Raw genomic sequence first — 20009 nt, 5'->3', positions numbered from 1 at the left:
ACAAGTATGCGTGTGAATGACTGATCACTCACACCCGCCAAAATAAATACCCGTAGGTCCCCTACGAAAACTACTGCTTCTTCCCAGATTGGGTTGCGCGTCCCCGACGAGCAACCAACAAGTCATGCCTGATGAACATAGCAAGTCGGAACCACCCCTTCCCATCCCGAACAGGACCGTGAAACGACTCCGCGCCGATGATAGTGCTGCAACCAGTGTGAAAGTAGGTCATCGTCAGGCTCTTACCCCAGAAAAGCCCCGACTCATACCGAGTCGGGGCTTTTTGCTTTGCAGCGACGATTTGCAGCGTGTGACCGCTGAGTGGGCATGTGCCCCGGCTTGTGCGGGAATGTTCCGGTCCCGCTCATGTCTCATTCTCAAGTTGCATGAATCGCAAGGAGTCGAGAATGGCAGCGGATGAAGCCAGCGACGAGCAGATCGAACAGATGGCCGCCCTGATGGCGCAAGCCATCCCGGAACTCGATTGCCCTGAATGCTGCGATTGTGGATGGGTGTTTCAGTACGTCGAGCGTAGTGCGCAGGTGTACCAGGAAGAGTATGAATGGGCCCTGCTGTTCCAGACACTGCTGGTCCGCCGGGCACGGCAACGCCAGTCCGGGAGCTAGCCGGACTGGCCTTGCTCGCATCAGCGTCAGTTACTGGACGCTGATGGCGAGTTCTGACGGCGTGGCGTCAAAGATCAACTTCTGCGGCCAGGTGGGCCATTGAACGCCGAGCGTCGCGTTGTTGGGGTCTCCTTGCCGCGCGAAGCTGCCGATACTGCGCATCATCGCGTTGGAAAGCGCGAGCCGTCCCGGCCGGTTCGCGGCGGTGTTCATAATGTTGGACATCAGGGACGGCCCAAAATTACCGAAGACAAACGGCAGGTCGAACAGATGCGCGGCACCGTAGATGTCGTTCCATGGCGCGGGTTGCTCATCCCAGTCGAAGCGGTAATACCAGACGTCGGGCTGCCTGGCCTTCAATGCGTTGAGAATGTTGTCGCGGCTCGCCAGGAAAAAGACCTGATTGAACTGTTCGGCACGCGCGGTAAACCCGGTGACTGGCGCATTGACCGGCAGATAAGCCGGCGCGATCCATTCTTCGACCCGCGTCTGCGGCGGTGCTTCCGGATTGTAGTTGAAGTGGTTGGCGAAGAGCTGGGCGTCGGAGACGATACGGGCGCTGCCGGGAACGCCGCTCACCAGGGGCAGGAAGGCGGGGAAGAGTTTTCCTTCGTCGCGTGTATTGCCTGCGAGGACCGGGACCCGAACATAGCTGCCGGCGTTGATTGCCCCGATCGGGTCACTGGCGACGACCGTGCCGTCGGGGATCGGCCCCGAGCCGGCGAGGCCGGCGGGTGCGAGTCTGGTGAGCAGTGTGGTGAACAAGGCCGACGGTGATTTGCCGCGCAGGTAAGCGGCGATCTGCTCCGGAGTCTGAGTGGCGACGTAGGCCTGCGCCGACGTCGTATCGGTAGCCTTGCCATCCGCGATCAACAGATTCTGAAGCAGGGCATTCCCCTGCGCGAGGTAGGTTGACGCCGGGGACATCGTCGGAATGCTTCCCGTCGGCAGAGTGGAGGCCAGCGACAGGCCGCCGCTCATCGGCACGACCCGGTGGAACAGTTTGTGGTTCGCTTGCGCGAGTCTGGGTGAGGTGAGCAGCGCGTAGACATTGATGGCGCCCGCCGACTCTCCCATGATCGTGACATTGCCCGGGTCGCCGCCAAAGCGCTCGATATTGCGCTGGATGAATTGCAGCGCCTTGATGCTGTCGAGGATGGCGAAATTGCCGGAGTCGGTGTCTGCATCCGCGCCGGTCTTGAGCTGGGGAAGATTGATGAAGCCGAGTATGCCGAGCCGGAAGTTCGCCGTGACCACGACGGCGTTCGCGGTGCTGGCCAGATTCGAGCCCTCGTACATGGGATCGGCCGTGTAACCCGACACGTTGCTGCCGCCATGGAAGAACACGATGACGGGCAGCTTCGGCTTGCCGGTCGCCGGCCTCCAGATGTTGAGGTAGAGGCAATCCTCGCTGCCGACCGCCTGGTTCAGGGTCGTGCCGATCGTCTCGTCATAGCGGTTGTTGGCGCCCGGACCATAGATGCGGCCGTACTGAGAGCACGCATTTCCGAACTGTTTCGTCGCCCGGATGCCCTGCCACGCTTCCGGATCCGCCGGCGGGCGCCAGCGCAGTTCTCCGACCGGCGGTTTCGCAAACGGTATGCCTTTCCAGGCGAGTGTCCTGGACGTGGCGGAATTGTCGATTCCCTCGATGGTGCCGTATTCGATGCTGCGGACGGTACTGCCGACGCCGTTGCTGCCGGCATCGGCGGCATTGCCGTTATCCCGGCCGTTTGACGCCTGCGCGCAGAGAAGGGGGAGGAAGAGGCTGGCCGCCGCCAGGTGGCGGGTAGTGCGACTGAACATCATGCGTCTCCTTGATCTATTGTTCGGTGTGCGGCGTCGCGCCGCTGAAGCAGCAGACCACGCCGACGCCCGCCGGACGTCGCGCCAGATCAAGGAGGCGTTTGCGTCAACTCAAGCGATTGCGGAAACGCATGGAGATACGGCGTCTTCGTGCCCGGAACTAGATGTTGTAGCGCTCAAGGGCTTCTTTCGCCGCCTCGTGATAGCAATCGTCGTTGAGTCGGATGTCGCAGCCGGAATCGCGCCGGCAGGGCTTGCGTGCCCTGGTGCTGGAGGCCATATTGTTGAGCTGCTTGCGAAGATGCCGGGCGAGCGATACCCGCTTGTCGGAACGGGTCAGCGGGTAGCGACTGTGCAGGCGGAAACCGTCTTCGAAGACGATGTGCACTTCGCATTCCGCGTTGCGCGTTTCCTGTTCATCATGCACCCATCGTTCCAGTACATGGTTCGCCGCTTCCATTGACGTGACACGCGCATTGGCACGCGTGCCTTCCACGGTTTCGAGTTCGATCTTCGATACGTCGACCTTATCAATTACGTCTGTTGCCACTTTATTCAATCCGCCAAAAAGGAAACCTTCACTTCGCGCAATTGGGGACGAACGGTGGCATTTCAATTGGTTTTATGGTGCTGCCCGCATGTCACACGCGGCCCGCTACCGGCAGGCAGGCGCCGGTGATCGGCGCGCTTTCATCCGACAGGAGAAAGGCGATCACGGCGGCAAGCGCCTGCGGGGTAACCCAGCGGGTCGGGTCCGCATCCGGCATGTCCTTGCGATTGGCTGGCGTGTCGATGATGCTGGGGAGGACGGCATTGACGGTAATACCGGTGTCCTTGAGTTCTTCCGCCAATGCCTCGGTGAAGCGGGCGACGCCCGCTTTCGACGCAGCGTAGGCGCCCATGCCCGTGCCTGCCTTCACCGAGGCCAGTGCGCCGACGTTGACGATTCGTCCTCCGGTGCGTTCGAGCAGATGCGGCAGGGCGGCCTGGGACGCGACCACGGCGGTGCGAAGGTTGATTTCATACATGCGGTCCCAGGTCGAGACCGCGCCGGATTGCAGCGTTTCCCATGCAAAGCCGCCGGCGACGTTGACGAGACCGTCGATGGCCCCAAGCTGCTCCCGCACCCGCGCAAGCGCGGCGCCGGCTGCCGCTTCGTCGCCGAGATCGACTCCGCCGATGGCGAGTGTGGCGGAAGGAACGCCGGCGCCGGCCGAGTCGCTACGGTCGAGCAAGGCGACTCGCGCGCCACGCTTGACGAGTTCTTCGCCCACTGCACGGCCCAGCGCGCCGAAACCGCCGGTAACGATGAAGACCTTGCCTGAAAGGTTTGCAGCCATGTCGTTTTCTCCTTGTGTTTTTGTCATGAGAGCGCAGTCGCTTGTGCCGCTATTGTAGTGAGAGCCGCACGGTTTCACAGCGCATGGAGGATGGTGAGCCGGCGGCGGATGCATGTCCGGTCAAGAAGTTGAAATTTTTCGAACGTGTATTTCGCGGAAACGCAAAATTGTCGGTATATATAAGGAACTTGATACGGGTTAAGGGCGTCTGTAGGGCATTGCTTGTCGTCGTTTCTTTTTTGCTTGGGAAGACAAATGACCTCCACTGAACACCCACTCCTTAACCAGGAATCCTACGACCCGAACCGCATGCTCGATGGCGTGATCGAGAAGATGGGTTTGAAAAACGATGCGGCATTGTCGCGGGTGATGGAAGTCGCGCCGCCCGTCATCAGCAAGGTCCGTCACCGCCGCCTGCCGGTCGGTGCGTCCCTGCTGATCCGCCTGCATGAAGTCTCCGGACTGAGCATTGCCGAATTGCGCCAGCTGATGGGCGACCGTCGGCAGAAATTCCGTGCCAGCGATACCTACGGTCGTCCGCCGTCGGCCCAGATGACCAACATGGGCTCTCAGGGAATGGGCAACCAGGCCTGAACGATACATATTCCGTAGCGCTGCCGCAGATCCGATGCCATCCGTGTCTTGACCGGATGGCATTTTTTCAATCGGCCGCAGGCGGCTTTGCTTGATTCTTTGGCTGTATGTTTGTACAGTATTCGCGTGTGCGAAGCGCGAAAGGAGATCCAATGCAAAGCGGCACCGCGCTGTCCCGTTTGAAGGACGGCGAACTCTGCGTCATCGTGACGAAGCGGGGAGAGTTGCAGGCGCGCTGGAGCGTGAGCGGCTGGTGTTTCTTTTATCTGGAACGGGGGACGCCGATAGTGTGCGATCCGGATCAGATCGAGGAATGGCGACCGTTGGAAAGGCAGTAGGCAGCCCTTCGGGTGGCCGTCGCACGCAGCGACGGCCACCGTCGTTTACATCCCTGCAAAGCGTGCGGCAAAGACTGCCAGGGCGGAAACGGAAACCGCGGCAATCGTGGTGCGAAGCATGATGTCGGCAATATCGCGAAGTAACATGGCGTGTGAAAAATCAGGTGACGGCACGCACAACAATAGCAGCGAAATTTCCTCCCATAAACTAGAAAATGAAGGCGCTTCCCATCGCAGTTCGATGACGTGGCGCAGCCGCTACACCACCCTTTACTGCATGGCATGGCGTGGCCTGGCACGAGACGTGCGACGCTGCACGGCTTTCGATTTCTTCTTGAAAGGTATGCCATGCAATCGACGCCACTCCCTCCCAAGCCACCGATAGAAACCCGTCTGCGAAGCCTGCTTCCCGATACGAGCGATGCGACCTATGTCGGCCAAAGAATGGTCAAGCTCACGCAGGAAGAACTGGAGGAAGCCATCGACACGATCACCCGGCTGCGGGACGCGGCGGGGAGCGGGTATCCGGGCAGCGACGAGGCAGGGTTGAATGCGGGGAATGAGCGGCGCTGACAGTGCCGGGGCACTGCCAGAAAGGGCTCCCACTGAAATTCCTATCCCGTGTAGGACAATTCCGAATTCTTCTTGCGAATGGTCAACGGGGCCCGGGCGGTGTGGAAGGATACTTTGGTTTCCCGAGTCACCCCCTTCACTACTTCACAGACCGTCCTACTATGTACACTGCACCTGCGATTGAAGACCTGATCCTCGCAACTCTCGGCGAACAAGCCAACGCGCGTGAACGTCACGTGCTTCGCCAGTCCCTGCTCAATCTCGTCCGTCTCGCACGCGCCGAGCAGTGCGCCGAGATGCAGGCAAGCGTCGACAAGGCGGTACAGGCGATGCCGGCGGAATCCGTCCTGCTTGCATAAGCGAAAACTGTTTGCATCAAGTCGGCGCAATCCTGAACGGAGGCTGCAATCGCAGCCTCTTTTTTTTTATGCGTCGGGCTGGAGTGTGTTGAGCTGATCGAGTTCGGCCGCCGCCCAGGCGACAAATGCCTCCACCGAGGCGCGAAGCGCGCGCAGTTCGGTTTCGTCATTGTCCTGCGCGCCACGGGCGCAGCGCAGCAATTGGGCCCATCCGCTCCCGGTCTGCAGCAGGTTCTCGAGGATCTGGCGCCGGTTGGCCATCATCATGATCTTGAACTGATCGGTCATCGCCGTTTCAAGGTCGACGGATTGGCGCCACGCCGCCAGCATTGCCTCCAGGTCTTCTACGGCGATATCCAGTCTCATGTCTCTCGCTTAGTCGGTGGAAGGAGGGACGAGTATCTCACGACTGCCGTTGGCGGCCATGGTGGAGAGGATGCCCGCGGTTTCCATCTGCTCGACCAGGCGCGCCGCGCGGTTGTAGCCGATGCGCAGCTGCCGCTGCACCGCGGAGATCGAAGCGCGCCGGCTGCGGATGACGAAGGCGACGGCTTCGTCGTACAGGGGATCCGACTCGGGATTGCCCTCTTCGCCGAATAGCTCGGTCTGCTGCTCTTCCGCAGCCGGCCCCGCGAGAATGGCTTCCTCATATTCGGGCTCGCCGAATTGCTTGAGGAACTCGACCACCCGGTGCACTTCCTCGTCCGACACGAAGGCGCCGTGCACGCGTTGCGGATAGCCGCTGCCGGGCGGGAGGAACAGCATGTCGCCGTGGCCCAGCAGGCTCTCCGCGCCCATCTGATCCAGCACCGTGCGCGAGTCGATCTTGGAAGACACCTGGAAGGCGACGCGGGTCGGGATGTTGGCCTTGATCAGTCCGGTGATGACATCCACCGAGGGGCGCTGGGTGGCGAGTATCAAGTGAATGCCGGCCGCGCGTGCCTTTTGCGCCAGGCGGGCGATCAGCTCTTCGATCTTCTTGCCGGCCACCATCATGAGGTCGGCGAGCTCGTCGATCACGACCACGATCAAGGGCAGCGTCGACAGCGGCTCCGGCGCGTCGGGCGTCAGCGAGAACGGATTGGGCACCTTGCATTCGCGTGCTTCGGCGTCGCGGATTTTCTGGTTGTAGCCCGCGAGATTGCGCACGCCGAGCGCGGACATCAGGCGGTAGCGTTTTTCCATCTCGCCGACGCACCAGTTGAGCGCGTTGGCCGCCAGCTTCATGTCGGTGACGACCGGCGCCAGCAGGTGCGGGATGCCGTCATAGACGGAGAGCTCCAGCATCTTGGGGTCGATCATGATCATCCGCACTTCGGCGGGCGTGGCCTTGTACAGCAGCGACAGGATCATGGCGTTGATCGCCACCGACTTGCCCGAGCCGGTGGTGCCGGCCACCAGCATGTGCGGCGCGCGGGCGAGATCGGTGACCACTGGCGCGCCGGTGATGTCCTTGCCCATGGCCAGCGTCAGGCGTGAGGCGGAGCCGCGATAGGCGGTCGACTCCAGCATCTCGGACAGCCGGATGGTCTGGCGGCGCGCGTTGGGCAGCTCCAGCCCCATGCAGGTCTTGCCGGGAATCGTCTCGACGACGCGGATCGATGTCAGGCCGAGGGCGCGTGCCAGGTCCTTCATCAGGCCCACGATCTGAGCGCCGCGCACGCCGACGGCCGGCTCGACCTCGAAACGGGTGATCACCGGGCCCGCGCACGCGCCGAGGACCGTGACCGGCACCTTGAATTCCTTGAGACGCTGCTCGATGAGCTGCCCGGTCTCCGCCAGCTCCTCTTCGCGGATTTCTATCGCGTCGGCGCGCACGTGGTCGAGCAGGTCCAGGCCCGGCAGGTCGATGGCCTGGGACAGGGGCGCGGGCGGGGCGACGGCGTCCATGGCCGGAACCGGCGCGGGCGCCCTGGCTGGCAACGGCGCCGGTGCAAGGACCGCGGGCTCGGGATCTGCTGCCGGCACCGCTTCGGGTGTTGCGGGTTCGAACGCGTCCCCGGGGAGAACATGATGCTCCGGCGCGGCGAAAGAAACGTCGGGTGGCAGGGCCGGCAGTCCGGGCTCGACTTCCCTGTCGAGGCGAGGCGGGGCCTCCGGGGCGGAGTCGATGACAGGAGACGGAGCGATGACAGGAGACGGAGCTTCGATGCTGCGGATCGGTTCGGGAGATGCGGAAGCGGCAGGGATGGCGCGCGGCTCTGCCCGCTCCTGGGCGCGGGGTTCGATGCGTGGCGGAGGCGGCTGCTCCACGGGCTTCGCCGGTGCTTTCTTGCCCGGGATGTAACGCGCGAACGACGGCAGGGGCTCGCGGACGTGCTGCGACTGGACCGCGCGTTCGCGCTGCCGCGCGAGCATGGCGGAAGTCGGGCGGATGCTCTCGAACGGCGCCCACTCGGTGCGCGCTTGCGGGGTCGCGCCGGCCGCCGTCTTCGGCGGGGCGGGTGCGAATTTTCGCTTGCGCTCCGCCTGAGGAGCGGGCAGGCGCCATGGCTCACGCCGGCGTCCGTCGGCCCGAGGGCGGGCATGATGGGGTTCCGGAAGGGGTGGCGCCACGGCGGCGGTCCTGGCGGGGAGGGGCCGACGCGGTGCCTCGCCTAGCCCCCGCCGGCGCAACAGCGCGGGCAGGCTGGTGCCGAACAGCCAGGGCAGCGCGAATGCGAATGTCAGGAGCAGCAGCAATGCGGAGAAGACGCCGCCGAACACCGCCGACAGCGCGCCGGACACGGCCGCGCCGAAGGCGGGTGCCGGTCCGGACATCATGGCCTCGAGGCCGCTGCCGCATGCAAGCACGAGCAGCGTGCCGAGCCAGAGCCGGATCGACCCCTGGCCCTGCAGGCGCGCGGACTTGAGAACCCACGCCCGGCATAGCCGCCACAGCAACGGGAGCAGCCACAGCACCGACCACCCGAACCACTCCGACAAAAGCATTTCTACTCTCTATTCCACATATGCCAGCGAATGCGTGCCGCGGTGGCGGGCGCAAAGCGCAGGGCAGTACTGTAGCAGATTGCCCGATGGGAAAGAATGGCGTTGCGGCCGGCGCGGGACGCGGTGAGCGATTAGAATCAGCTCTTGAAAAAATCACTAGACAAGGAGACAAGCATGAGCAGAAAAGTCGCGGTCGTTACCGGTTCATCGTCGGGCATCGGAGCGGCCACCGCGCGATTGTTCGCCAGGAAGGGCTATGACGTGGTGATCAATTACTCGCGCAATCCCGAGCCTGCTCACGCCGTGGCCGACGAATGCCGGGCCCTGGGCGCCGAGGTGCTGGTACTCAGGGCGAATGTCGCCGACGACGCCGATTGCCGCGCGCTGGCGCAGGCGGTGGAGGAAAAATGGGGACGCTGCGACGCGCTGGTCAACAATGCCGGGACCACGAAGTTCGTTGCCGCCGCCAATCTCGAAGGGCTGAGCGGCCAGGACTTCCACGACATCTATGACGTGAACGTGGTGGGCGCCTTTCAGATGATCAGGGCGCTGGCGCCGCTGATGAAGCGCCACCCCGGGGCGGGGATCGTGAATGTCTCTTCTGTCGCCTCTGTCTCCGGGATCGGATCGAGCGTGGCGTACATGGCGTCCAAGGGCGCGCTCAATGCCATGACTTTCGGCCTCGCCCGGGTGCTGGCACCGGAGGTGCGGATCAATGCGGTCGGTCCGGGCATGGTCGAGACGCCCTGGCTGCAGAACGGCCTCGGCGCCGAACGCTATGAGGCCACCCGGCAGGCTTACATGAAGTCGACGCCGCTGGCGGCCACGATACAGCCGGAGGATGTGGCGGATGCCTGCTTCTGGCTGTGCGACGGCGCACGCAAGACGACCGGGGAATTCATGCTGATCGACAGCGGCAGGGTGAAGTTTCCGCTGCTGTGAATCAGCGTCCGCCGAGCTGCGGGTAGGCGAGCCGGGCTACCCGCAGCAGGGCGTCGCGCTCGAGCGCGCCGGACAGCGCATAGCCGTAGCCGCCGTCGATCCAGTAGAAGACGCCCACCCGGTCCTGGTCCGCATAGCGGAAGGCGGTTTCCACCTCGCGCGGATTGCTGCGCACGTAGAGCGTCAGCCGCTGTCCGCCCTTGTCTTCATACATGAATTGCGCGGCCGGGCCGTCGGGGGAGGGCAGCAGGCGCCCGCCCATCAGGCGAAAACCGGCGGCGCCGAGGTCGGGTGCGGACAGCGTGCCGCCGAGGCGTTTCGACAGCCATTGCACGAGATGGGCTTCCTGGTCGGCGCCGACCTCCACCGGATGTCTGACCTCGGGCGTATAGACGACATGGGCGATCGCCGCGTGACGCGGCAGCGCGGCAAGGTCGTCGGCCGGCGCGGCCGGCACCACGCCGCGGGCGAGAAAACCGAGCAGGCCGCCGAGCGCGATCCATGCCAGCGCCGCCGCAAGGCGAGGCAAGCCCTGCCGCTGCCGTCCGGTCGTCAGCAGTCTCTGGCGCAGCACGTCCGGTTCGGGACCGGATGCGGAGCCGCCGTAGGCCTGGCGGAGCATCTCCTTCTGGGCCTGCCAGGCGCCGACCATCGCCGCATCGCCGTCGTTCTCGCGCAGCCAGGCCTCGACCTGCGCCGCGCGCTGCGGATCGAGGAGGCCATCGACGAAGGCGTGCAGTTCAAATTCGGAGGGACGGTTCATTTGACGACTTTCAGATGCATGACGGACTGCGGAGCGCTGGGAGTGTCGGCGCCAGCAAGGATGGCGCGCAGTTTCTCGCGCGCCCGCGCCAGCCGCGACATCACGGTGCCGACCGGCACGCCGAGGATATGCGCGGCTTCCTCGTAGGTGAACTCCTCGAGCGAAATCAGCAGCAGCACTTCCCGCTGCGCCGACGGCAGACGTGCGAGCGCCCGGTCCAGGTCGCGCAGTTCGAGCGCGTCGGTCTGGGTGCCCCGGACCGGCAGTTCGTCGGCGAGTTCGTCGGCGCTGTCTTCCTGCGGCAGGCGCGCGTCGCGACGCAGCTGACTGATGAAGAGATTGTGCATGACGGACAGCAGCCATGCATCGAGCCGGGAGCCCGGCCGGAACAGGTCGAGACGCGCCAGCGCGCGCTCGACCGTGTCCTGGACCAGGTCTTCGCTCGCCGCGGCGTCGCCGGTCAGTGCGCGCGCATAGCGGCGCAGACGCGGCAGGTGATCGACGATTTCCTTCATCCCGGCTCTGTTCCTTCTGATTGGATGGCTGCCTACTTTGCCACACGCCAGACGTTGTTGACGCCATCGCCGGTCCGGTCCCCGGGTTTCTGATCCTTGACCCAGTAGTAGAGCGGCTTGCCCTTGTAGGCCACCTGCTTCTTGCCATCATCGCGCGTGATGACGCTGAAATCGCCGGAGGGTGTCGTATCGTCCGCGTAGAGCGGCGGCCAGTTCTCGGCGCACTTGCCGTTGCACATGCTCTTGCCCTCGGCATCCTTGTCGAAGGTATAGAGCGTCATGCCGTTGCCGCCCACGAGCACGCCGTTTTCCACGCGTGCCGGGGCCTTGGAGGATTGCGCCGCCGCGCCGCCGGCGAGGCAGAGCGCGGACAGGAGGAAGGCAAGCTGGCTTGCCGAAGACCGCATTTTCTTGCTGTTCATTGCGACTCCTTCTTTGTTGGGTTGACGGGGACAGTCATGGAGTAAACGCGGCGGCGCGCCGGTTTATTCCATCTGTTCCAAGGCCCCGTCGCAAACATTTGGACAATTGTCCAAATCCTGCCTAAGATGCAAGACATAAAAAAACCCCAGCACCTCGCAGGAGGAGACAATGCAATTCGACTATGTGATCGTGGGCGGCGGCTCGGGCGGCGCCGTGCTCGCCTCGCGCCTGAGCGAAGACCCGTCGGTGAGCGTGTGCCTGATCGAGGCCGGCGGCGATGGCGGCGGAATCCTGGTGCGGGCGCCGGCGGGCATCGTTGCCATGCTGCCGGGTCGCCCGAAAATCAACAACTATGCCTACGAAACCGTACCCCAGCCGGGGCTCGACGGACGCCGCGGCTACCAGCCGCGCGGCAAATGCCTGGGCGGCTCGAGCGCGATCAATGCAATGCTCTACGTGCGCGGCCATCCATCCGATTTCGACGACTGGGCACACATGGGCTGCAGCGGCTGGTCGTTCGAAGAAGTGTTGCCGTACTTCCGCCGCTCGGAGGGCAATCAGCGCGGAGACAGCCGCCTGCACGGCGGAAGCGGACCGCTGAAAGTCGGCGAACAGCAGACGCCGCGCGGCATCACCGAAGATTTCATCCGGGCCGGCATGGAATGCGGCTACAGGCGCAACGACGATTTCAATGGCGAGGACCAGGAGGGCGTCGGCTACTACCAGGTCACGCAGTTTTACGAAGGGCCGCGCAACGGCGAACGCTGCTCGGCCGCCGCCGCCTACCTGCATCCCGTCATGGGACGCGCCAACCTCACCGTGCTGCTGCAGACCCAGGCGCGTCGCCTCCTGCTGCAGGATGGCCGCGCGGTCGGCGTGGAGGTCAGGCGCAACGGCAGGATCGAGAACATCCGGGCGCGGCGCGAGGTCGCCCTGTGCGGGGGTGCCTTCAACACGCCGCAATTGCTGATGCTGTCGGGGATCGGTGATCCGGACGAGCTGGGCCGGCACGGCATCCCGGTCCAGCACGCGCTGCCGGGCGTCGGCAAGAATCTGCAGGATCATCTCGACTTCATCATCTCCTGCAAGTCCGGTCATACCGACCTGTTCGGCCTGGGCATCGCGGGCGGCATCGCGCTGACCAGGGCGATCATGGAGTGGCGCAAGACCGGCAAGGGCATGATCGCCACGCCGTTCGCCGAAGGCGCGGGCTTCATCAAGTCTTCGCCGCAGCTGAGCCGGCCGGACCTGCAGCTGCATTTCGTCATTTCCATGGTGGACGACCATGCGCGCAAGCTGCATCTCGGTTACGGCTTTTCCTGTCATGTCTGCGTCCTGCGTCCCAGGTCGCGCGGTGAAGTCGGCCTGTTCGACGCCGATCCGCTATCGCCGCCGCGCATCGATCCGAAATACCTGTCCGACGAGGCGGATGCGGCGCTGCTGCTCAGGGGCACGCGCCTGATGCGCGAGATCATGCGCGCGCCGTCGTTGCGCAAGTATCGCCTGCATGAGCTCTACACCGAAGGCGTCGAGGACGACGCAGCGCTGATGCAGCACATCCGCTCGCGTGCCGACACGATCTATCACCCGGTGGGCACCTGCAGGATGGGCAGCGACGACATGGCCGTGGTCGATCCCCGGCTACGGGTGAAAGGCATATCGGGCCTGAGAGTGGTGGACGCGTCGGTGATGCCGACCCTGGTCGGCGGCAATACGAATGCGCCCACGATCATGATCGCCGAGCGGGCGGCGGAATGGATGCGCGACGGCGACGCCGCCGCGGATGCCGCAATCATCAACAATCACGGCAAGGAGCTGACCGCATGACGACCAACCTGCAGCAGGCAGTCGACATTCACTACCCGGAACTGGACGAGGCGCTGGCCGGCCTGGCCCACAAGAAGACCGAATGGCCGCGGGTCGGCGTCGCCGATCGCATCGCGATCCTGGCCGAGATCAAGGAATGCCTGATGCCCGTGGCCGAGGACTGGGCGCTGACTGCTTCGCGCAAGAAGGGCATTCCTGCCGGCTCGCCTCTCGAAGGTGAAGAGTGGCTGTCGGGACCGTACAGCCTCATGGCCTACTGCAATGCCCTGATGGACACACTGTCGAAGGTGGCGGACAAGCGGCACCTGGAGGGTTTGCCGATGCGCGAGCTGCCCAACGGTCAGCTCGCCGTCAAGGTGGTGCCGCACACCGTGTGGGACCGGCTGCTGCTCAGCGGCGTGAGCGCGGAAGTGTGGATGCAGCCGGGCGTCAATCGCGGCAATCTCGCGCGCCATACCGCCTCCGCGTATGAGAGCGGCAATCCCCGGCGGGGGAAGCTTGCGCTGGTGCTGGGCGCGGGTAATATTTCTTCGATCGCGCCGCTGGACTGCCTGTACAAGCTGTTCGCCGAGCACCAGGTCGCGCTGCTCAAGATGAATCCGGTCAACGAGTACCTGATCGCTTTCCTGGAGCCCGCACTCAAGCCGCTGATAGCGCGCGGCTACCTGCGCATCGTGCGCGGCGATACCGCGATCGGGCAGTATCTGTGCAATCATCCGCTGGTCGAGGAAATCCACATCACCGGTTCCGGTGCGGCGCATGATGCGATCGTCTGGGGCACCGGTGCCGAAGCGGCCGCCAACAAGGCCGCGGGCACGCCGAAGAACCGGCGCCGGGTTACCTCGGAGCTGGGCGCGGTGTGCCCCACCATCGTGGTCCCTGGACCATGGAACGCAGCGGACATCGCGTTCCAGGCGGAGCATATCGCGACCCAGAAGCTGCACAATGCGGGCTTCAACTGCGTGGCATGCCAGGTGCTGGTCATGCCCGGCGAATGGGAGAGCAGGCAGGCACTGCTGGATCAGGTCAGGAAGACGATCGCCGCGTCCACCCCGCGCCCGCTGTACTACCCCGGCACCGAGCAGCGGCTCGCCGGCTTCCGCTCCGCACTGACCGGTCATGCACTGGAACCCTGCGGCGACACGTCGCAGTGCGCGGTGGCCAGCTTCGCCGCGGGCGCCTGCAGCGGCATCGAGGAACAGGAGATCTTCGGGCCGGCGCTGTCGGTGACCGAGCTGCCCGGCAGGGATCCGGAGGCCTTCCTGATCCGCGCCATCGATTATGCGAACCGGCATCTGCACGGGACGCTCGGCGCCAATATCCTGATCCATCCGGCGACCATGCGTGTCATCGGCCGCAAGCGTTTCGAGGAAATCCTGGCCGGTCTGCATTACGGCTGCATCGCGATCAATGCCTGGACCGGCCTCGGCTTCCTGTCGGCGCCGACACCCTGGGGCGCTTTCCCGGGGCACAGTCTGCAGGACGTGCAGAGCGGAATCGGTTTCGTGCACAACACCATGCTGTTCGACCGGCCGGAACGTACGGTGCTGGAAGCGCCGTTTACGCCGTATCCGCGCAATCTCGCACGCCTGAACTTCAGCATGCTCCCGCGTCCGCCCTGGTTCATCACCAACCGGCGCGCGGCCACGCTCGGACGCCTGCTGACCCGCTTCCAGTACAGGCCGGCGGTGAGCAAGCTGCCGCGCCTCTTCGTCAACGCACTGCGAGGGTAGGCGAGGGTAGAATAGGCGGCGCCCGGGCCTTCCGCGGGCGTCCCTCACGAGCAAGATGCTGACGCTTAAGACTTCCGAACCGGAGTCCGGCCGCCGCGCGGAGAAGCGGCGCGAGCTGGCGCTCCATACGCTGACCGCGCTGGCGGAGCTGGGCTTTGCCCGCATCAACCTGCGCGAGGTGGCGGCGCGCTCCGGCACCCAGCTCGGCAGCATCCATTACTACTTCGAGGACAAGACCGATCTGCTGCTGTGCGCCGTGCGGCTGTACACCGAGGAATTCATCGGCGGCCTGGAGCAACTGATCCGCAACGCGACCAGCGCGCAGGAGCTGATCGAGCAGGGATGCGCGGCGCTCGCCTCGGCGATCACGGAAAAGGCCGAGATGCACCGGCTCTGGTATGACGCGCGCGCGCAGGCGATGTACGACCCGGCCTTCCGCGCCGTGGTGTCGGAACTGGAGACGGCGCTGACCGCGCTGACCGGGCATTTCCTCGAGAGGCTGCGACAGTTCGGTTTTGGCGGCCTTCCCGGGGACGCGCTGGCGACCTATCTGCAGATGGACGGATGGTTCCGTTACTGCCTGCAGCGCCATCTCGGCGGCGACCAGGGCGCGCGCGACGAGCTGGTGCGGAGGATGCGCGAGCTGATCGAAAACGCGCCGCGCGGACCGGCGTGAGGCGAGGCGGGGCATGGAACTGCACGGCGTCGATCCGCAGGACTGTACACCCGACTCCTCGCTGCTTGATGCGCTGCCGGCGGACCACATGCTGCGCTATCCGGTGGTGCCGAAGACCGTCATGATCAACGCCTGGCGCCCCGGCATGCGCTGGCTCAGCCTGGACGCCACCTATCCCCCGCAGATCGCCCGCCGCCTGGCGCTGCTGCGGGACAGACCGCAGATGGTCCTCGGCCGCCTTCCGGGGGACGAGGTGCGCAAAGCCGAGATCGAACTGCGCGACAGCGTGATGAATGCGCTGCTTGCGGATTACCCCGGTCACTTCCGGCGCGATGGCGATCGGGTTGTCTCGCTCCTGACCGGGATCGCGGTCGATGTCGGGAACCGCGGCGCCGATCCGCTGGCAGCTATCGCCCTGATGGCGAGCGAAGACATGCTGCTGCTGATGCCCCGGCCCGCGGCCGACGGCGCCGCAACCTACCTGCTGGCGGCCGGCGCGCTGCTGTTTCCGAACGACTGGTCGCTCGACAGCCATTTCAGGGAGCCGGAACCGCCCGAGACTGGCGCCGCCCACAGCGCATGGGCGGCGAGGCGGGCCGCCAGCCGGCGCGCTGCCCGCCTCGGAAAGACCCCGCGCGAGATTCACGATGGCAGGGTGGCCCACTACATGGCGCACTTCGCCGACCGCGTCGATCAATACTTTGCACGCATGCCCGCGGGGAGCATGAGCTGGCGCCGCAACTGGGGCATGCGTCTGACCGACGAGCTTTTCCTGCATGCGGATCTTTCGGTGGAAGTGCCGGAATCCAGCGCCGACAACTGGGCCGAGCACGGCTATCTTCGCTCCGAACACGAGACCTTCACCAAGCTTGCCGGCAGCGGCGCGGTGGTGTTCAGCATCAAGACTTACCTCTGGAAGCTCAGCGATCTGGTGCGCGAACCCTCGGCGCTCGCCGCCTTGCTGGAAGCCGATCGCAACTTGTCGCCGCTGATGGCGGAATACCGCGCCGACAGCCTGCCGGGCTTTCGCGCCTTCCTTGCCCGCCATGCGCCGCCGGCCGGACTCCCATAGACATGGCATGTACGACGACCGCGATTTGGAGTCTAATTGCGCGAGTTTGACTTTCAGTATCTCAATGCCACTACAGGCCTACAAGTCGATGATGTATGCGGGCGGCCTCCTGACCGTGCTCAGCGTGGTCGCGGTCGCGGTCGACGCCGGCCTCATCACCGTCCTGCTGTTCGGCGCCGGTCTGCTGACGCTGCTTGCCGGCGCCGTGGGCTATTTGTGGAACGGCGAATAGACCCTTCCGCCGCCCGACTTTCCCGCTTTCGTTAACGTAGCAGGCGCAGAACTACGCACAGGAAATCTCCGCCGCGGCTTAAGTCGCGGCAAGACCGCGTCCGGACAGGCTGGGCGATCGAACCCGGCGCATGCCCCGGAATCAAAGCTCCTCTGCCCGCGGCCAAGCGGCGGGGCGCGGGCGCGGTTACTTCAGTGCCGCCGCGCCAGAATTGAGGAGATGCATCATGCGAGTAGCCGAAGCGATGACACGCAGCGTTCAGCTGGCGAGTCCGGATCAGAGCATCGTCGATGCGGCGAAAATGATGGCCGACTGCGATTGCGGCGTGCTCCCGGTGGGCGAGAACGACCGGCTGGTGGGAATGATCACCGACCGCGACATCGTCGTTCGCGCCCTGGCAAAGGGCATGGATTCGTCCACCCTGATCCGCGACGTGATGAGCACCGACGTCAAGTACTGCTATGAGGACGACGACCTGGACGAGGTCGCGATCAACATGGGGGATCTGCAGGTAAGACGCCTGCCCGTGCTCAGCCGCGACAAGCGGCTGATCGGCATCATCTCGCTTGGCGACATCAGCGCAAGCGCGGACGTCGAGCCGACCGCCGAGGCACTGGCGGCGATTTCCGAGCCGGCGACCGAGCATATGCCGAGCGGATACCGGCCCCATTAGTACCCCCTGGCAGCGGGGCCGCAAGCAACGGCAGCCCGATGGCGGGCCCCTGCCATGGGCTGCCCGCCGCACGCCGCGGCGCGGCCGATGCTAGCGGCGGGCGGCCTGTTGCGCTCTTTCCAGCAGCAGTGCTTTCTCCCTGTCGTTCGCCGTGAGCGCCGCCGCCCGGAGAAATTCCTCGCGAGCTTCCTCATGGCGCCCCAGTCTTGCGAGCAAATCGCCCCGCACGCTGGGCAGCCATTGATATCGCTGCAGCGCGCGTTCTGCCCGCAAAGCATCCACGATGGCCAGCGCCGCCTCGGGGCCTTCTGCCATCGACACGGCAACGGCGCGGTTGAGTTCGACGATCGGCGAGGCCGTGATCGCGCCGAGGGCGGCGTAGAGCGAGGCGATGCGCGCCCAGTCGGTCTGCGCGGCGCTCGGCGCCTGCGCGTGGCAGGCGGCAATCGCGGCCTGCAAGGCGTATGGCCCGGACGGCCGGCCGAGCGCCTCCGCGCGCCGCAGCGCCGTCATTCCCCGGCGGATCAGCAGTCGGTCCCAGCGACTGCGGTCCTGGTCCGCGAGCAGCACCGGTCTTCCATCCGCACCGGTGCGCGCGGCGGCGCGTGAAGCCTGCAATTCCATCAAAGCGGCCAGCCCGTGCGCTTCCGGTTCACCGGGCGCCAGTTCGGCCAGCATGCGTCCCAGCCTCAGTGCCTCATCCATGAGGGCCGGCCGCATCCAGGCATCGCCCGAGGTCGCCGTATAGCCTTCGTTGAAGATCAGATAGACGACTTCCAGTACGGCTTCCAGCCGTTCCTGCAGGGCGGGGCCGCGCGGCACCTCGAACGGGACGCGCGCCTGCGCCAGCGTTTTCTTCGCCCGCACGATGCGCTGGGCGACCGTGGCCTCGGGTATCAGGAATGCCCGTGCGATTTCTTCGGTGGACAGGCCGCCCAGCAGTTTCAGTGTCAGCGCTACCCGCGCTTCCTGCGACAGCAGCGGGTGACAGGCGGTAAAGATCAGCCGCAACAGGTCATCGGCGACGCCGTCGCTGCGGTGCTCATCGAGACTGTCGCTGAAATCCGGCACGACGAGTGCCTCCTGTGCCTCGAGATCCTGCCCGATCTGCGCCAGCTTGTCGGCCAGCGACTTGTCGCGCCGGAACCGGTCGAGTGCGCGGTTCTTCGCGGTCGTCATCAGCCACGCACCGCGGTTGTCGGGAATGCCGTCGACCGGCCAGCTTTCCAGGGCGGCGACCAGCGCGTCCTGAGCCAGTTCTTCCGCCAGCCCGATATCGCGCACCATGCGCGCCAGCGCGGCCACGATGCGCGCCGACTCGATTCGCCAGACGCCGGCGACGGCCTGATGTACGGCGTCCTGCATCATCCGCCGCCGTCGACCGTCATGTCTCGGAAGCGTTCGATGGACGGCGAGGGAGCAAAGTCGTCGAGTTCGAAAAGCTGACGCACCTCGATTTCGGCATCCACGCCGGGTCCGTGCGGCGCGGGAAACCGGCGGGTCCATTCCAGCGCTTCTTCCCGGCTCCGGGTCTGGATGAGGGTGTAGCCCGCGATCAGCTCCCTGGTCTCGGTGAACGGGCCGTCAATGAGCGTGGTCCGACCGTCCGAATGGCGGACGCGCCAGCCCTGGGCACTGGGGCGCAGTCCATTGGCGTCGAGCAGGACTCCCGCCTTCGCCAGTTCTTCATGGTATCGGGCCATGGCTGCCAGCAGCGGCTCCTCCGGCATGACGCCGGCCTCGGTATCGGCGCTGGCTTTCACAATGATCATGAAACGCATGCAAGTTCTCCTTGTGGTCATGACGCTGGCCGGCGGCGTGGCCGGCAGCGGCTGTCATGCATACGACGAACGGGCAGCGTCGGATTCGACAACGCCGGCAGGATTTTTTGTGGCGGCGTCAGGCCTGGTAGCAGGGCGCCAGCGCGCGCACCTCCACCGTGCACCATTCCGCGGCCGGACAGCGCGCGGCGATGGCGATCGCCTGGTCGCGGTTGGCGCAGTTGAGGAGGAAGAAGCCGCCGACCATTTCCTTGGCCTCGGCAAACGGGCCGTCCATCACGCGCGCGCGGCCCCCTTCGGTGCGGACCCGCGCGGCGTTTGCATGAGACGCGAGCGATTCGACGGCGAGCAGTACGCCTTCTTCCTGCAGCTCGGCGGCGAATGCCTGCATCCGGGCATAGACTTCGCGGCCCTCCGCCTCGGAGCGTGAACGGCGCTGTTCGGTGGGTTCAACGATGAGGAGCATGTAGGACATGGCTGGCAATGGTCGATGTGGCAATCCGCCGGAACCCGATTTATAAACCAGATTGCCCGTGCCTGAAAAGCAAAAGCCCGCCGGTGAGACCGGCGGGCTTTCGGGATTGGTCTATGTGCGCTGCGGGAGCGGGACTGCCTCGGCGCCGCTGCGCATTCAGCCGCGGAAGCGCGCGGCGATCGATTGCCAGGCGGAGATGGCCGCGTCGAGCACGACGACGACGAGCGCGGCGCCGTTGCCGGCGGAACGAGGAACGGTTGCGGAGGCGGGCATGTTTTCTTCCTTGGGTTGAAAAGTATTGCTTGCAGTATCCGGCCCCGCCACGCGTAC

At 65.1% G+C, this 20009-nt stretch carries 23 protein-coding genes and 1 rRNA gene; 13 read left to right on the top strand and 11 right to left on the bottom strand.

The genetic code is table 11. From position 1 onward, the window contains the following. Positions 1 to 127 precede the first annotated feature (127 nt). Both rrf and NCCP691_RS01870 read left to right on the top strand, forming a co-directional pair. Positions 128 to 240 (top strand): 5S ribosomal RNA (rrf, locus tag NCCP691_RS01875). A gap of 167 nt (positions 241 to 407) precedes the next feature. Further along, a complete protein-coding gene (locus tag NCCP691_RS01870) occupies positions 408 to 626 on the top strand; it encodes a hypothetical protein (protein ID WP_220806524.1) in 219 nt (72 codons plus the stop codon). A gap of 30 nt (positions 627 to 656) precedes the next feature. Here NCCP691_RS01870 and NCCP691_RS01865 read toward each other — a convergent pair whose 3' ends face one another. From NCCP691_RS01865 to NCCP691_RS01855, 3 genes are all read right to left on the bottom strand, one after another. Beyond that, a complete protein-coding gene (locus NCCP691_RS01865; protein ID WP_238482268.1) occupies positions 657 to 2435 on the bottom strand; it encodes a carboxylesterase/lipase family protein in 1779 nt (592 codons plus the stop codon). Between the two features lie 157 nt (positions 2436 to 2592). Beyond that, a complete protein-coding gene (locus NCCP691_RS01860) occupies positions 2593 to 2982 on the bottom strand; it encodes a hypothetical protein (RefSeq protein ID WP_220806523.1) in 390 nt (129 codons plus the stop codon). 91 nt (positions 2983 to 3073) lie between these two features. After that, complete coding sequence (locus tag NCCP691_RS01855; protein WP_220806522.1) at positions 3074 to 3772, bottom strand: SDR family NAD(P)-dependent oxidoreductase; 699 nt, start codon at positions 3770 to 3772, stop codon at positions 3074 to 3076. Positions 3773 to 4027: 255 nt separating this feature from the next. Between NCCP691_RS01855 and NCCP691_RS01850 the strand changes: the two genes are divergently transcribed. From NCCP691_RS01850 to NCCP691_RS01835, 4 genes are all read left to right on the top strand, one after another. Beyond that, positions 4028 to 4366: a hypothetical protein gene (locus NCCP691_RS01850; protein WP_220806521.1), complete on the top strand. Its 339-nt coding sequence runs from the start codon at positions 4028 to 4030 to the stop codon at positions 4364 to 4366. Between the two features lie 152 nt (positions 4367 to 4518). After that, entirely contained in the window at positions 4519 to 4704 is a 186-nt protein-coding gene (locus NCCP691_RS01845) for a hypothetical protein (RefSeq protein ID WP_220806520.1), read from the top strand. 348 nt (positions 4705 to 5052) lie between these two features. Then, positions 5053 to 5277: a hypothetical protein gene (locus NCCP691_RS01840; RefSeq protein ID WP_220806519.1), complete on the top strand. Its 225-nt coding sequence runs from the start codon at positions 5053 to 5055 to the stop codon at positions 5275 to 5277. A 161-nt stretch (positions 5278 to 5438) separates the two neighbouring features. Then, positions 5439 to 5636 carry a hypothetical protein gene (locus NCCP691_RS01835; RefSeq protein WP_220806518.1) on the top strand — a complete coding sequence of 66 codons (198 nt, stop codon included), beginning with the start codon at positions 5439 to 5441 and terminating at the stop codon, positions 5634 to 5636. Positions 5637 to 5702: 66 nt separating this feature from the next. On the opposite strand, the gene NCCP691_RS01830 is transcribed toward NCCP691_RS01835, so the two are convergent. Then, positions 5703 to 6002, bottom strand: coding sequence for a hypothetical protein (locus NCCP691_RS01830; protein WP_220806517.1), 300 nt, complete (start codon positions 6000 to 6002; stop codon positions 5703 to 5705). 9 nt (positions 6003 to 6011) lie between these two features. Then, a complete protein-coding gene (locus tag NCCP691_RS01825) occupies positions 6012 to 8567 on the bottom strand; it encodes a DNA translocase FtsK (RefSeq protein ID WP_220806516.1) in 2556 nt (851 codons plus the stop codon). A gap of 174 nt (positions 8568 to 8741) precedes the next feature. Here NCCP691_RS01825 and NCCP691_RS01820 point away from each other — a divergent pair, with 174 nt between their 5' ends. Next, positions 8742 to 9509, top strand: a complete 768-nt coding sequence (locus tag NCCP691_RS01820) for an SDR family NAD(P)-dependent oxidoreductase (RefSeq protein ID WP_220806515.1) — start codon at positions 8742 to 8744, stop codon at positions 9507 to 9509. 1 nt (position 9510) lies between these two features. On the opposite strand, the gene NCCP691_RS01815 is transcribed toward NCCP691_RS01820, so the two are convergent. Genes NCCP691_RS01815 through NCCP691_RS01805 form a run of 3 tightly spaced genes read right to left on the bottom strand, consistent with a single transcriptional unit; the run spans position 9511 to position 11209 of the window. Further along, entirely contained in the window at positions 9511 to 10272 is a 762-nt protein-coding gene (locus NCCP691_RS01815) for an anti-sigma factor family protein (protein WP_220806514.1), read from the bottom strand. Beyond that, a complete protein-coding gene (locus NCCP691_RS01810) occupies positions 10269 to 10787 on the bottom strand; it encodes a sigma-70 family RNA polymerase sigma factor (protein ID WP_220806513.1) in 519 nt (172 codons plus the stop codon). Before NCCP691_RS01810 ends, NCCP691_RS01815 begins: the two co-directional genes overlap by 4 nt. Before the next feature lie 32 nt (positions 10788 to 10819). Then, positions 10820 to 11209: a COG4315 family predicted lipoprotein gene (locus NCCP691_RS01805; protein ID WP_238482267.1), complete on the bottom strand. Its 390-nt coding sequence runs from the start codon at positions 11207 to 11209 to the stop codon at positions 10820 to 10822. 169 nt (positions 11210 to 11378) lie between these two features. Here NCCP691_RS01805 and NCCP691_RS01800 point away from each other — a divergent pair, with 169 nt between their 5' ends. The 6 genes from NCCP691_RS01800 to NCCP691_RS01775 all read left to right on the top strand — a co-directional run bounded on the left by NCCP691_RS01800 (position 11379) and on the right by NCCP691_RS01775 (position 17423). Continuing rightward, positions 11379 to 13037, top strand: a complete 1659-nt coding sequence (locus NCCP691_RS01800; RefSeq protein ID WP_220806512.1) for a GMC family oxidoreductase — start codon at positions 11379 to 11381, stop codon at positions 13035 to 13037. Continuing rightward, positions 13034 to 14770 carry an aldehyde dehydrogenase family protein gene (locus NCCP691_RS01795; protein WP_220806511.1) on the top strand — a complete coding sequence of 579 codons (1737 nt, stop codon included), beginning with the start codon at positions 13034 to 13036 and terminating at the stop codon, positions 14768 to 14770. The genes NCCP691_RS01800 and NCCP691_RS01795 overlap by 4 nt, the downstream gene beginning before the upstream one ends. A gap of 55 nt (positions 14771 to 14825) precedes the next feature. After that, on the top strand, positions 14826 to 15446 hold the full coding sequence (locus NCCP691_RS01790; RefSeq protein ID WP_220806510.1) for a TetR/AcrR family transcriptional regulator: 621 nt from the start codon (positions 14826 to 14828) through the stop codon (positions 15444 to 15446). A 13-nt stretch (positions 15447 to 15459) separates the two neighbouring features. Beyond that, the gene (locus NCCP691_RS01785) at positions 15460 to 16518 is read left to right on the top strand and encodes a heme-dependent oxidative N-demethylase family protein (RefSeq protein ID WP_220806509.1); all 1059 of its coding nucleotides are present in this window, start codon (positions 15460 to 15462) and stop codon (positions 16516 to 16518) included. 64 nt (positions 16519 to 16582) lie between these two features. Next, positions 16583 to 16750 carry a hypothetical protein gene (locus NCCP691_RS01780; protein ID WP_220806508.1) on the top strand — a complete coding sequence of 56 codons (168 nt, stop codon included), beginning with the start codon at positions 16583 to 16585 and terminating at the stop codon, positions 16748 to 16750. A 226-nt stretch (positions 16751 to 16976) separates the two neighbouring features. After that, positions 16977 to 17423: a CBS domain-containing protein gene (locus NCCP691_RS01775; protein ID WP_238482266.1), complete on the top strand. Its 447-nt coding sequence runs from the start codon at positions 16977 to 16979 to the stop codon at positions 17421 to 17423. 90 nt (positions 17424 to 17513) lie between these two features. Here NCCP691_RS01775 and NCCP691_RS01770 read toward each other — a convergent pair whose 3' ends face one another. The 3 genes from NCCP691_RS01770 to NCCP691_RS01760 all read right to left on the bottom strand — a co-directional run bounded on the left by NCCP691_RS01770 (position 17514) and on the right by NCCP691_RS01760 (position 19679). Beyond that, positions 17514 to 18788: an RNA polymerase sigma factor gene (locus NCCP691_RS01770; protein ID WP_220806507.1), complete on the bottom strand. Its 1275-nt coding sequence runs from the start codon at positions 18786 to 18788 to the stop codon at positions 17514 to 17516. Then, positions 18788 to 19204, bottom strand: coding sequence for a YciI family protein (locus NCCP691_RS01765; RefSeq protein WP_220806506.1), 417 nt, complete (start codon positions 19202 to 19204; stop codon positions 18788 to 18790). The genes NCCP691_RS01770 and NCCP691_RS01765 overlap by 1 nt, the downstream gene beginning before the upstream one ends. Before the next feature lie 118 nt (positions 19205 to 19322). Further along, positions 19323 to 19679, bottom strand: coding sequence for a YciI family protein (locus NCCP691_RS01760; protein ID WP_220806505.1), 357 nt, complete (start codon positions 19677 to 19679; stop codon positions 19323 to 19325). Between the last annotated feature and the right edge of the window lie 330 nt (positions 19680 to 20009).

It is taken from the genome of Noviherbaspirillum aridicola (assembly GCF_019656455.1).
GTDB classification, from domain to species: Bacteria; Pseudomonadota; Gammaproteobacteria; order Burkholderiales; family Burkholderiaceae_D; genus Noviherbaspirillum; species Noviherbaspirillum aridicola.
Note: the sequence above shows the minus strand (reverse complement) of the source record. Positions and strands in the feature narration are given on the sequence as shown.